The organism is Cupriavidus sp. UGS-1 (assembly GCF_021213615.1).
In the GTDB taxonomy this organism is placed as follows: domain Bacteria; phylum Pseudomonadota; class Gammaproteobacteria; order Burkholderiales; family Burkholderiaceae; genus Cupriavidus.
The window spans coordinates 114410-127970 of sequence record NZ_JAJQJF010000012.1 but is presented as its reverse complement, the minus strand read 5'-3'; the positions used below and the strand labels follow the sequence as shown (position 1 = coordinate 127970).

Here is a 13561-nt window from a genome sequence, read left to right as displayed (position 1 = left end):
GGGCTAGCGTTCGCGCAGCGCTTCCGCCGCGCGGTTCAGCGGCTTGACCAGGTAGTCCATCACGGTGCGGCGGCCGGTGCGGATCTCCGCGGTCGCCACCATGCCCGGCAGGATCGGATGGCGCTTGCCGTCCTTCGTCTCCAGGAACGCATGCTGGGTCAGCACATAGACGCGGTAGTAGTAGATGCGCCGGTCGACCTGGTCCTCGATGGTGTCCGGCGAGATGCGATCCACCCTGGCCGGCAGCGTGCCATAGATCGATGGCTCGAACGCGGTGATCTTGACCGTGGCCTCCTGGTTCGGATGGATGAAGGCGATGTCGCGCGGCGACAGCCGTGCCTCGATCAGCAACTGGTCGCCCAGCGGCACGATCTCCATCAGCACACCGCCCGGCGTGATCACGCCGCCGATCGTCGAGACGCGGATGTCCTTGACGATGCCGCGCGCGGGCGACGTGATCGCGGTGCGGCGCAGCTGGTCGGCGCGTCCCTCGCGCACCTTCAGCAGCGGGCCCAGGTCCGCCATCGTCTTCGCGTAATCGGCCTTCAGCGCGACGTAGTACTCGCTCTGCGTCGAATCGAGCTTGGTGGCGAACTCGGCCACCTTCTGCCGCAGCCGCAGGATCTCGACCTCGTTGGTGGCGCCGGTGCGCAGCAGCGGCAGCGCGATCTGCAGCTCCTGCTCGGCCAGGCGCAGCTGCTGCCGCAGATTGCCGAGGTTCTCGCGAAAGGCCCGGCGGTTGGCGACGAACAGCTGCCGCTCACGCTCGACCACGGCGGTATCGCGCGCCAGTTCGGCGGGGAAGTTGACCGAGTCGGCGTCGTTCATCTCCGCATGCAGCCGCGCGGCGCGCGCCTGCAGCGCGGCGATCCGTTCCAGCGTCTCCTCCATCGACGAGCGGGCCTGCACCGGGTCCAGCGTGGCGAGCTGCTGGCCGGCCTCGACCACATCGCCCTCGCGCACCGCCAGCTCGGCCAGGATGCCGCCCTCCAGGCTCTGGATGATCTGGCCCTTGGAGGCGGGCGTGACCTTGCCTTCGCCGACCGCGACTTCGTCCAGGCTGGCGAAGGCCGACCACAGCAGGAAGGCGGCGATCGCGCCGATGCCCAGCCACAGCAGCAGGCGCGCGCCGCCGGCGCCGTCTTCGAATCGTGCACCCATCGAGATCTTGTCCATGGCGCTACTCCGCGGCCGTTGCCTGGGCCGGCGCCGCCGGCTGGGCCGGCGTTTGCGCTGCCGCCGTTCGTGGCACTGCCGTGCGCTTGAGCTGGGCCAGCACCTCGTCCTTCGGCCCGTCGCGGACGATGCGCCCGCGCTCGAGGACGACGATGCGGTCGACCAGCGCCAGCACCGGATAGCGGTGTGTGGCGACGATCAGCGTGCGCCGGCCCAGCCATTGGCGCATCCGTTCGATCACCGCCAGTTCGGTACCCTCGTCCAGCGACGCGGTGGGCTCGTCCAGCAGCAGCACCTGCGGGTCGCGCAGGAAGGTGCGGGCCAGCACCAGCACCTGCTTCTGGCCGCCGGACAGGCCGAGCCCGTTCTCGCGGATGCGCAGGTCCAGCCCGTGCGGCTGGTTCAGCAGCAGCTGGTCGGCGCAGGCAAGCCGCAGCGCGCGCAGCAGCTGCTCGTCGGTGGCGAGCGGATTGGCGATCAGCAGGTTGTCGCGCAGCGTGCCGTAGAAGGGGCTCGATTCCTGCAGCACGCTGCCGATGTCGCGGCGGATGTCGGCGACGTCGATCAGCTCCATCGGCGTGTCGTCCAGCACGATGCGCCCCTGCGTCGGCGCGGCAAGCCCGCCGGCGAGCCGCAGCAGCGTCGACTTGCCGGCGCCGACGCGCCCCAGGATCGCGATGCGTTCGCCCGGCGCGATGCGCAGCTGCGGAACCGTCAGCACCGGCTTTTCCTGCGGGTCGAAGCCGAAGGCCACGTTCTCGAAGCGATAGCCGCCCCGCAGCACCGGCTTGTGATAGGTGTCCCTGTCGGGATCGTGGTCCACCGGCAGCCGCAGCAGCTCGTCCAGCGCCTTCTTGCCGACGCGCGCGTTCTGGATTCGGCCCAGCACCGCGGGGATCTGCGCCAGCGGCGCGATGGTCCGGCTGGTCAGGATCGAGCAGGCCAGCACCGCGCCGAACGACAGGTTGCCGTCGAGGATGCCGTAGACGCCGGCGATCACCACGCCGACATAGGCGATCTGCTGCACCGTCTGCGACACGTTGACCAGCAGTCCGGCGATGAAGCGCTGCTTCAGCCCGATCTCGCCGTTGACGTGGTTGGCGTGGTCCCACAGCCCGCGGAAGCGCGGCTCGGCCTGCAGCGACTTGATGTCCTCGGCGCGGTAGATCGACTCCATCAGGATCGCATTGCGCAGCGCGGCCTCGGCCATTCCCTCGCGCGACAGCCGGGCCAGCGGGATCTGCGCCAGCAACCCCGGCAGGATCAGCAGCGGGATCGCCGCCAGCGGAATCGCCACCAGCCAGCCGCCCAGTACCCAGATGATGAACAGGAAGGCCGCGACGAAGGGCAGGTCGATCAGCACGCCAAGCGTGCTTGAGGTCAACAGCTCGCGCAGCTGTTCGAGATCGCGCAGCTGCGCGATCAGCGTGCCGGGAGAGCGCGGCCGCGCATCGTTGCGGATATCGAGCACGCGGGCAAAGAACATCGCCGACAGCTTGATGTCGACGCGCTTGCCGAAATGGTCGGTGATCGAGACGCGCGCGGTCCGGATCAGCAGTTCGAGCGCCAGCGCGAGCGCCACGCCCGAGGCCAGCACCCACAGCGTATGCAGCGAGCGCGCCGGCACCACGCGGTCCCACACCTGCATCGCGAACAGCGAGGTACCCACCGCCAGCAGATTGCCGAACAGCGAGCCCAGGCCCAGGTCGAGCATCGTGCGCCAGTGCGCGGTGAAGATGCCGGTCAGCCACGAGTCCGGCGCCGCGCGCAGATACGCGTCGAGCCGGTCGCCGCGCCGGGTGGTGCGCGCCTGCACCAGCAGCATGCGGCCGCTCGTTTCGCACGCCAGCGCATCGAGCGTCAGGCTGCGCTCGACCGGCTTGCCGTCCAGCGGCAGCAGCAGCGTGGCCACGCCGTTGGCGACGGCGATCACCATGCCGACCGAGCTGGTGTTGCCCTGGCCCAGCGGCACCAGCACCGGCAGCATCACCGGCGACAGCTTCGCCGGCGGCAGCGCGACGAATTGCGCGGACAGGCCGGCGGATGCGGCCAGCTCGGCGATGGCGGTCTCGCGCTGCGCCTCGTCGCGCCCGCTCCACGCCGCGGCATTGCGCAGCTGCTCGGGCGAGGCCTGCACGTTGAGCTGCCGCGCGGCGAGCAGCATCGCATCGATCCATGGCTGCAGCGTCGCCTGTGCCTCGGGTTCGGCCTGGCGCTGAGCCTGGGCCTGGGCCTGCCGCGGGGGCGTTTGCGGGGACTGCCCGGCGGCCTGCGCCAGCGCGCTCAACGAAGTAGGGTCATTCATCGCGTGCGCCTTCCTGCTGCCGCAGCAGCTCCACGAACTTGCCGACCGCGGCATACGCCTTGATGCGGGCGCGGATGCCGTCGGCCATGGCGTTGATCCATTCTTCCTCGGCGAGGAAGATCTCGCGGTCGCGCGTGATCACCTCGGTCAGCGAGCGCTTGTTCAGCATGTATTCCTGCCAGTACAGATTGCGCGAAGAGCGCGACAGCTCGATCACGTTGCGGTAGCTGGCCAGCCGCGCGGCCGCGCCTTCCGCCTCGGTCTGCGCCGCATACAGCGCGGTGCGCGTGCGCAGCCGCTGGTTCTCCAGCGCATCGGCGGCGGCGCGCTCCTGCGCCTGCGCCGCGGCGATGCGGTGCTGCGCGAGCCGGCCCAGCGAGAAGTCGCCGCGGATCGACAGGCCGACCCAGGTATCGTCATTGGCGTTGGCGCGCCCGGTCGACAGCGAACGGCTGACGCCGACGCTGACCGACGGGTAGCGCTCGGCCTTCGCCAGGTCGACATTGGCCGCGGCGGCATCGACGGCGGCGCGTGCCGCCTGCACCGACGGCGTGTCGTCGATCTGGTCGTCGCGGCCGCCGCCGCCTTCGCGCGTGATCCGCTCGATCACGCCACTGGTATTGGCCAGGTCTGCCACCTGTTGCGGACGCGCGCCGATCAGCTCGGCCAGCCTGGTGGCGGCGACGTCGAAGCGGTTGCGCGCCTTCAGCACTTCGGCATTGGCACGCAGCGTGGACACCTCGGCCAGGTCGCGGTCGGACGACACCGACAGGCCGGCGCGCACGCGCTCGCCGATGCGCGCGCGCGTCTCGTTCATCGATTCGACCTGGCGCTGCGCGGCCGCGATCACGGCCTGGCTGGCGGCCAGTTCGACAAAGGTATCGGCGGTATTGGCGGCTACCGTCTCGACGGTATCGGCGAGCTGATGCTGGCTCTTGCCGAGATTGGCGTCGGCCGCCAAGACCTTGCTGCGGGTGCGGCCGAAGTCGTAGAGCAACTGGCTGGCGCCGACCGAGGCGCGCGAGCCGAGGTCGTTGCCGCCGCTGCCGAAGCTGCCGCCGTAGCCGGGCTGCACGCCGTATTCGATCTTCGGGTACCAGGCGGCCTTGGCGACCGAGATTTCGGAAAGATTCTGCGTGACCACCGCGTTCGCGCGGCTGATGTCGGGATGGCGCGCGATCGCGATGCCCACCGCGTTGCGCAGCGTCAGACCGTCGAGGGCGATGCGCTGCGGCGTGGAGGGGCTCGGCATGCCGGCGGAGGCCGCCGACGGCGCCGGCGTCGTGGAAGCGGTGTAGGGCGCCGCCGACGCCGGCCCTGGGCAGGGCAGGACCAGCATCGCCAGCGCGGCAAAGGCGGACAGCGTCGCCGATACCGGCGCGGTACGCAGCGTGTCCCCGGCACGATGCCGGGAATGGAGCGGGCGCTGCCGGGTCCGCGCTCCGTTGGCAAGGAGGGCCACGATGGATCTCAACGATGTCGGTTTCACGAAATCACCACGGTCCGCGGTGAAGGCTTTGACATGTGGCCACGCATCGGTCGCGAGGCAGCGTCGCGGCCGACGGGGTAGTGCAGGGCGGGTCGATGCGGTGGGGCGCGTCTCCTGGTGGTCGGCTCGATGACGGGTCGGTGACGGGATCGATGGAAAGGGTCCGGCGAAGCGGGCGGCGGAACGGGGAGACCGCCGCCCGCCTCGCTCAGACCAGAACCTGACGATTGGCCAGCAGCGTCTCCAGATCGGTATTGACGTTGTTCAGCGTGACCAGCGCTTCCGAGCCGAAGGCAGCCCCGGTGCCGTCGCGGTCGATATGGATCACCGTATTGGTGCCGTCGGTGGTCACGCTCAGGTAGTCGCCAATGGTGTCGCCGGCATCGATCGTCGCCACGCCGTCGACGTAGTGCGCCGGACCGTCGCCATCGCCGGTGTAGCCGACCAGCAGGCTCGACAGGTCGATCACGTCGGAGCCGGCTTGTCCGGGCGCCGTCCCCACCGTGAAGTCGGTGATGATGTCGCTGCCGTTGCCGCCGGTACCGTCGTTGCTGACGACCTCGTACAGGAACACATCGCTGCCGGTGCCACCCGTCATCGTGTCGTTGCCGGCGCCGCCGATCAGCAGGTCGTTGCCGTTGCCGCCGATCAGCGTGTCGTTGCCCGCGCCGCCGCGCAGCAGGTCGTTGCCGTCGCCGCCATCGAGCGTGTCGTCTCCGGCGTAGCCGTACAGCCGGTCGCTGCCGCTGGTGCCGGTACGCGTATCGGCCCCCGACGTGCCTTCGACGATGGCGCTCGACTGGCTCGAGCCCAGCAGGCCGGCGAGTACCTCGGCGCTTGCCAGCTGGCTGGCGCTGGCGGTATCGGTCAGCCCCGTGGTGTCGGTCGCGGTGATCGTGAAATTCGACAGCAGGTCCAGGCTGACGCCCAGCAGGCCGCCTTCGATCGTCACCGAGCCGAGCAGCTCGTTGAGCCGCAGCGTATCGATCGGCCCGCCGTCGGCGGAAGTGATCGTCAGCGTCGACACTGCCCCGATCACGCCCAGGATGCCCGGGTCGTGCAGCGGAACCACGTTGATGCCCAGCTCCGCGGAAAGCTCGGCGTTGTATCCGAGGCGCTGCAGCGGCAGGCCGATCAGGCCGCCGTAGCGCAGCACCACCTGCTGGATGTTGTTGTTGTAGTCGCTCGCACCGAACACCTGCTGCGAACTCAGGTCGATCAGCCCCAGCACGTTGGCGTCGACGATGCCCAGCAGCCCGCCCGATTCCTGCGCGGAGACTTCCGGCGCGACGTCGGTCTCGATGGTGAAGTCCTGCGTGGTGCTGCTGCCGATATTGCCGGCGGCATCGATGACCCGGACCGCCACCGAGTGGTTACCGTCGGCGAACTGATGATTGCTTGCCGACCACGACCACGTGGTGCCGTTGACGCTCGCCTGCGTCCAGGTATTGCCGCCGTCGTAGCTGACCTCGACCCGGTCGCCGGCAGCGAGCGGCGCGCTCAGCGTCCCGCTGAAGGTCGGCGTGGTATCGCCGGTGATCCAGTCTCCCGCGGTGCCGGTGTCGTCGGTGACGCCAGTGATGGCCACCGTGGCGGCGGGCGCCGCGGTATCGACGGTCAGGTTGAACGCCGCGCTGGCGGGGCTGGTATTGCCGGCCGCATCGGTCGCGGTGGCGGTCAGCGCATAGCTGCCGTCGGTCAGCGGGGTGGTCGGCGTGAAGGTCCAGTTGCCGGTGCCATCGGCGGTGACGGTTCCCAGCAGCGTGGTGCCGTTGAAGATCCGGACCGTGCTGTTGGCCTCGGCCGTACCGGCGATCGTCGGCGTGCTGTCGTTGGTGCTGCCGCCCGAAGTCAGCGGGCCGCTGACCGGGTCCACATCGTCGGTGACGCTGGCAATCGTCGGGATGGCAGGAACGGTCGCGTCGATGGTCGCGGTCGCCGGCGCGCTGACGTTGCCCGCGGCGTCGGTCGCCGTGACCGCGATGGCGGTGCCGTCAGCCAGCGGCGTCGCCGGCGAGTAGGTCCAGTTGCCGCTGCCGTCGGCGCTGACCGTGGCGTCCGCCGTGCCGTCGCCATCGGTATCGATGCCGATGGTGCTGTTGGCCTCCGCGGTGCCGGCGATGGTGTTGCCGGTGAACTGCGTGATCAGCGGCACGCCGGGCGCAGCGGTGTCGACGGTCAGGTTGAACGCCGCGCTGGCGGCCCCGGCATTGCCGTCGCCATCGGTTGCGGTGGCGGTCAGCACGTAGCTGCCGTCCGCCAGCGGCGTGGTCGGCGTGAACGTCCAGTTGCCGCTGGCGTCGGCGGTCACGCTGCCGAGCAGCGTGGTGCCGTTGAAGATCTGCACCGTGCTGTTGGCCTCGGCCGTGCCCGCGATCGTCGGCGTGGTGTCGTTGGTGCTGCCGCCCGAGGTCAGCGGACCGCTGGCCGGATCGGCGTCGTCGGTCACCGTGGTGATCAGCGGCGCGTTCGGCGCCGTGGCATCGACGATGTCGGTGGCCGGTGCGCTGGTATTGCCGGCCGCGTCGCTCGCAGTGACGCTGATGGCCGTGCCATCGGCCAGCGGCGTCGCAGGCGAGTAGCTCCAGTTGCCAGCGGCATCCGCGCTCACGGTGGCGTCGGCGGTGCCGTCGCCATTGGTGTCGATCGCGATGGTGCTGTTGGCGTCCGCGGTGCCGGCGATCGTCGTGCCGCTGGCCTGGGTGATCTGCGGTACGGCCGGCGGGGCGGTATCGACGGTGAAATCGAATGGCGTGCTGGCCGGGCCGGTGTTGCCGGCGGTGTCGGCGGCAACCGCGGTCAGCGCGTAGTTGCCGTCGGCCAGCGGCGTGGTCGGCGTGAAGGACCAGTTGCCGGTGCCATCCGCGGTCGCGGTGCCCAGCAGCGTGGTGCCGTTGAAGATCTGCACCGTGCTGTTGGCCTCGGCCGTGCCGGCGATCGTCGGCGTGGTGTCGTTGGTGCTGCCGCCCGATGCCACCGGGCCGGTGACCGTGCCGGTATCGTCGGTGACGCTGTCGATTGCCGGCGCGGCCGGCGGCGTGCCGTCGATCGTCACCGTATCGGGCGTGCTGACATTGCCGGCGGCATCGACGGCAGTAACCGTGACGACGGTGCCGTCGGGGAGCGGCGTGGCAGGCGTGTAGCTCCAGTTGCCGCTGCCGTCGGCGGTGACGGTCGCCTCCGGCGTGCCGTCGCCGTCGGTATCGATCTGCACGGTGCTGTTGGCTTCCGCGGTGCCGGTCAGCGTGGTGCCGTTGCTGTCGTCGACCGACGGCTGGGCCGGCGGGGCGGTGTCCAGCGTGAAGTCGAACGCCGCGCTGGCCGGGCCGGTATTGCCCGCCGCGTCGGTCGCGGTGGCCGTCAGCGAGTAGCTGCCGTCGGTCAGCGGCGTGGTCGGCGTGAAGGTCCAGGCGCCGGTGCCGTCGGCGGTGACGGTGCCCAGCAGCGTGGTGCCGTTGAAGATCTGTACCGTGCTGTTCGCTTCGGCGGTGCCGGCGATCGTCGGGGTGCTGTCATTGGTGCTGTCCCCGGAAGTCAGCGGCGCCGAGACCGGACCGGCGTCGTCGACCACCGTGTCGATCGAAGGCGCGGTTGGCGCCGCGGCGTCGACCGTCTCGGTGGCCGGCGCGCTGGTGTTGCCGGCGGCATCGGTCGCCGTGACGGTGACGACGGTGCCGTCGGGCAGCGGCGTGGCTGGCGTGTAGCTCCAGTTGCCGCTGCCATCGGCCGTGACGGTGGCATCGGGCGTGCCGTCGCCATTGGTGTCGATATTGACCGTGCTGTCCGCTTCGGCCGTACCCTGCAGAACCGTGCCGTTGGTCGGGTCGATGGTCGGCAGTGCGGGCGGCGCGGCATCGACGGTTTCGGTCGCCGGCGCGCTGGTGTTGCCCGCGGCGTCCGTCGCGGTGACGCTGACCACGGTGCCGTCGGCCAGCGGCGTGGCCGGCGTGTAGGTCCAGTTGCCCGCGCCATCGGCCGTGACCGTGGCGTCGGCCGTGCCGTCGCCGTTGGTGTCGATCCGGACAGTGCTGTTGGCCTCGGCGGTGCCCTGGAGCACCGTGCCGTTGGTCGGATCGATGGTCGGCACGGCGGGCGGCGCCGCGTCGACCGTCTCGTCGGCCGGCGCGCTGACGTTGCCCGCGGCGTCCGTTGCGGTGACGCTGACCACGGTGCCGTCGGCCAGCGGTACGCCCGGCGTAAAGCTCCAGTTGCCCTGGCCATCGGCCGTCACGGTGCCGTCGGCAGTGCCGTCGCCATTGGTATCGATCGCGATGGTGCTGTATGCCTCCGCGGTGCCGATGATCGTGGTGCCATTGGCCTGCGCGATGACCGGTACGGCAGGGGCGGCAGTATCGAGTGTGAAGTCGAATGCGGCGCTGGCCGGGCTGGTGTTGCCGGCGGCGTCGGTGGCAACGGCCGTCAGCGAATAGCTGCCGTCGGCCAGCGGCGTGGTCGGCGTGAAGGTCCAGTTGCCGCTGCCGTCGGCGGTGACCGTGCCGAGCAGCGCGGTGCCGTTGAAGATCTGCACGGTGCTGTTGGCTTCCGCGGTGCCGGCGATCGTCGGCGTGGCGTCGTTGGTGCTGCCGCCCGAGGTCAGCGGGCCGCTGGCCGGGTCCACGTCGTCGGTGACGCTGCCGATCGACGGTGCCGTCGGCGCGACGGAGTCGATGGTGGCGGTGACGGGCCCGCTGCTGTTGCCGGCGGCATCGAGGGCGGTCACGCTGACGGTGGTGCCGTCGGCCAGCGGCGTGGCGGGGGTATAGCTCCAGTTGCCGCCGCCATCGGCGGTGACCGTGGCATCGGGCGTGCCGTCGCCGTTCAGGTCGATCGCAATGGTGCTGCCGGCTTCGGCCGTGCCGGCCAGTGTGGTGCCGGTGGCCTGCGTGATGGCCGGGGCGGCAGGAGCGGCGGTATCGACGGTGAGGACGAAGGCGGTTCCCGGTCCGCTGACATTGCCGACCGCATCGGTCACCGTCGCCGTCAACGAATAGCTGCCGTCGGCCAGCGGCGTGGTCGGCGTGAAGGTCCAGTTGCCGATGCCGTCGGCGGTCACGGTGCCGAGCAGCGTGGCGCCGTTGAAGATCTGCACGGTGCTGTTCGCTTCCGCGGTACCGGCGATCGTCGGCGTGGTGTCGTTGGTGCTGCCGCCCGAGGTCAGCGGACCGCTGACCGGGTCGGTGTCGTCGGTGACGCCGGAAATCGCCGGCGCGGCAGGCGCGGCCGCGTCGACGGTCGTCGTCGCGGGGCCGCTGGTATTGCCGGCCGGGTCCGTTGCCGTGACGGTGACCGTGGTGCCGTCCGGCAGCGGCGAGGTCGGCGTGTACGTCCAGTTGCCGCCGCCGTCGGTGGTGACGGTGGCGTCCGGTGAGCCGTCGCCGTTCAGGTCGATGCCGACGGTGCTGCCCGCTTCCGCGGTGCCGCTCAGCGTGGTGCCGTTGGTCGGATTGACGGTCGGGGTGGCCGGGGGCTGGGCGTCGACGGTCGTCGTCGCGGGCTCGCTGGTATTGCCGGCCGGGTCGGTGGCGACCACGGTCACCTTGGTGCCGTCCGGCAGCGGCGAGGTCGGGGTATAGGTCCAGTTGCCGTTGCCATCGGCGACGACCGTGGCATCGGGCGTGCCGTCGCCGTTCAGGTCGATGCCGACCGTGCTGCCGGCCTCGGCGGTCCCGCTGAGCGTCGCGCCATTGCTGGGGTTGAGCGTCGGCGTGGCGGGCGCCGTGGTGTCGATCGTCACGTCGATCACCGTGGGCTCGCTGGTCTTGCCATCGCTGCCGGTCTGCGTGACGACGATCTGATGCTGGCCCGACGGCAGTGCGGGTGGCGTGTAGCTCCAGTTGCCGTTGGCGTCGGCGTTGATGGTCACCGGCGGCTGGCCGTCGATCGAGATCTGGATGCGGCCGTTGGGTATGGCGCCGGTGCCCTGCAGCGTCGGCGTGGCGTCATTGGTTGCGCTGCCATTGGCGATCGCGCCGGTGACCGGCGCCTGGTCGTCGATCAGGCTGACCGTCGGACGCGCCGCCGTCGGCTGGCGGTCATCGCCGCCTCCACCACCGCCGCCGCCGCCCGCGGCCGCGGCGATCACGCCGGCGCCAGCGGCCAGGCCAAGGATGCCCAGCAGCGCCGCGCTGCCATCGGCGATCGGCTCGTAGACCACCGCCGATTCGAGGACGTTGTCGCCGCCTGCCATCAGCGCCTGGTCGAAGGTCGCGAGCCAGCGCGACTCGCCGTCGACGAACACCAGGTTGTTGAAGTTGACGCCATTGGCGAAGAAGCCCTGGATGCGCACCGTTTGCCCATCCTTGAACTCGATCAGCAGGTCGTTGCCTTCGCGCGCATAGTTGGCGACGTTGTCCTTGTTGCCGGCGACCAGGAAATTGGCGGCACCCTCCGGCGCCGCGACGGTCCTGGTCCCCGCGGGCACCGCGACATCGATGTGGTTTTGCAGAACAGCTGACGAAGCCATGCCTATCTCCTTGGGTCGATCGGAACTACTGCTCACTATTGGAAGTGGAGCGTATAAGTGATTCCCAAGTGGCGGTATGTCTTCGTCTGTGCGGCAAGCGATATAGTGCGTGCGATTGATATGGCCTGCGTTTTTTTGATAATGAATTGCGGAGAAGGCATTAATGCGGGCGGGGATTTATAAAAGAAAATACCCCTACGCCGGTAGGCGCAGGGGTATTAAATTACAAATTCAATTAAATCTGATTTAAGCGCTATTTATTTTGTTGTCGACAATTCCAGCCGGCGCTGCCGTCAATCTCCGCGGCGCGTTTCGGACGGGGTTTCGCCAAAGGCCATGCGGTAGTCCCGAGCGAATTGCCCGAGGTGGCTGAAGCCCCAGCGCCGCGCGATGTCGGCGATCGACTGTTCCGCGCTGGCGGTACGCAGGTCCGCGTGCGCGCCTTCCAGGCGCACCCGCTTGACATAGCCCATCGGCGTGAAGCCCTTGAACTTGGCGAAGCCGGCCTGCAGCGTGCGGATGCTGACGCGGGCAGCCATCGCGATGTCGGCCAGTCCGAGCGCCGCCGTCGCGTTGGCGTGGATGTACTCGATGGCCCGGCGCACATGCCGCGGCGACGGGCCGGCATGGCGGCGCGCCAGGTAGACCGAATAATTGTGCGGAATCTCCTTGAGCATGGCGAAGATCACGGCGTCCTGCAGGCTTTGCACGATGTCCGGGGCGATCGCGTGCGGGCTGCCGTCCGCGTTCGAATAGCGCCGCGCCGCCCGCACCAGCTCACCCGCGAAGCGCACGCCGGACGGCACGTTGCCTTCCGGCGGGGCGAATTTCACGCGTTGCGTCACCGGCCGTTCGATCGACTGCGATAGCCGCCCGTGCAGGCTCGCCGCATCGATCAGGATGGCTTCGTAGCGGCCCGGGCCGAAGCCCCAGGCGGTGACCCGCCTGGCGTCGGCGACGGTGGTGCCGGCCGGCAAGGTCCGCAGCCCGTCCTGCTCGGTGGCGAGGGCGAGCTGGCCTTCGGCCTGTGTGTACAACAGATAGCCGTCGTGCTGGCAAGGCAGCCGCAGGCACAGCGCGGTGTCGGTGGCCAGCGTATGCACGGCCATGCCGTCGAGATAGTCGATCTGGATTTCGAGCCGGAGCTGGGCGCCATCGGCCTCGATCGTGATGCCGGGATAGTGGCGGGCGAGCCAATCCTGCGCCTGCGCGACGCTGGACGCGACGATCGCGTCCGTTCCGATGCGGGTTTGAGCCATACGCCAGTTCAGTCCTGCGAAAAAACGAGCGCACGCCGGGCCGGCGAACGCTACAGGCGATCCCACAAAGGGCCGCGGCAAACACCGCGGCAAAACGGGTTGGCTGAACAGGCGATGACGACAGACCGCGACAATGACCCTCGATATTCCATGGCAATGGAATATCCATCAATTGGCATGGGCTGTGCCCGGATGCCCCCCCGGAATTCTTTGGTCAAAAAATTGGCGCCGAATCCAATCGTTTGCCGTTCCAATGGAACGATGAACGGCTGCGTCGAATTTTCGTTTGCCAGTTACTGACTTTAGTTTTGTTTATATCGATATTGAGTAATGTCTTAATCGATTGTTATTAGCGTACTGTATTTTTTTCAAATTGTGGCCCCTCCCAATGCACTTTTCAAAGTGCTTACATTTGTTTGCAGTTGGTAGGGGTGGCGGTAGGGTGGGGGGTAGGGTGCGCCGCGGGGGGCCGCCGACTCAATGCGTGACCGACTTCGACCACAGGTTGATCACCAGCACACCCGTCATGATCAGCGCGATGCCGAGCAGGGCCGGCAGGTCGAGCCGCTGGCCGAACAGCAGCCACGCGGCCACGGACACCAGCACGATGCCGACGCCCGACCAGATCGCGTAGGCGATACCGATCGGCACGCTGCGCAGCGTCAGCGACAGGCAGAAGAAGGCGATCGCATAGCCAGTGACGACGACCAGCGACGGCAGCGGACGGGTAAAGCCGGCGGCGGCCTTCAGTGCGGTGGTGGCGATGACTTCGGCGACGATGGCGATGGCCAGGTAGATCCAGTGCATGGGATGGCGCGGTGTCGGATAGTGACCGGATAGTGTCCGGATAGTGTCCGGATAGTGTCGGG

Annotated in this window: 6 protein-coding genes; all 6 read right to left on the bottom strand. The window is 69.1% G+C overall.

The window, feature by feature from the left end; translation table 11 throughout:
• Positions 1 to 3: 3 nt before the first annotated feature.
• Positions 4 to 1176 (bottom strand): HlyD family efflux transporter periplasmic adaptor subunit, encoded by a 1173-nt coding sequence (locus LRR16_RS16420; protein WP_232206537.1) that lies wholly within the window; start codon positions 1174 to 1176, stop codon positions 4 to 6.
• Positions 1177 to 1180: 4 nt separating this feature from the next.
• Positions 1181 to 3481, bottom strand: a complete 2301-nt coding sequence (locus LRR16_RS16415; RefSeq protein WP_232206536.1) for a type I secretion system permease/ATPase — start codon at positions 3479 to 3481, stop codon at positions 1181 to 1183.
• Complete coding sequence (locus LRR16_RS16410; RefSeq protein WP_006579429.1) at positions 3474 to 4943, bottom strand: TolC family protein; 1470 nt, start codon at positions 4941 to 4943, stop codon at positions 3474 to 3476. The genes LRR16_RS16415 and LRR16_RS16410 overlap by 8 nt, the downstream gene beginning before the upstream one ends.
• A 235-nt stretch (positions 4944 to 5178) precedes the next feature.
• Positions 5179 to 11433, bottom strand: coding sequence for an Ig-like domain-containing protein (locus LRR16_RS16405; RefSeq protein WP_304524540.1), 6255 nt, complete (start codon positions 11431 to 11433; stop codon positions 5179 to 5181).
• Positions 11434 to 11726: 293 nt separating this feature from the next.
• Positions 11727 to 12692 (bottom strand): helix-turn-helix transcriptional regulator, encoded by a 966-nt coding sequence (locus LRR16_RS16395; protein ID WP_232206535.1) that lies wholly within the window; start codon positions 12690 to 12692, stop codon positions 11727 to 11729.
• A gap of 477 nt (positions 12693 to 13169) precedes the next feature.
• Complete coding sequence (locus tag LRR16_RS16390) at positions 13170 to 13499, bottom strand: multidrug efflux SMR transporter (protein ID WP_232206534.1); 330 nt, start codon at positions 13497 to 13499, stop codon at positions 13170 to 13172.
• Between the last annotated feature and the right edge of the window lie 62 nt (positions 13500 to 13561).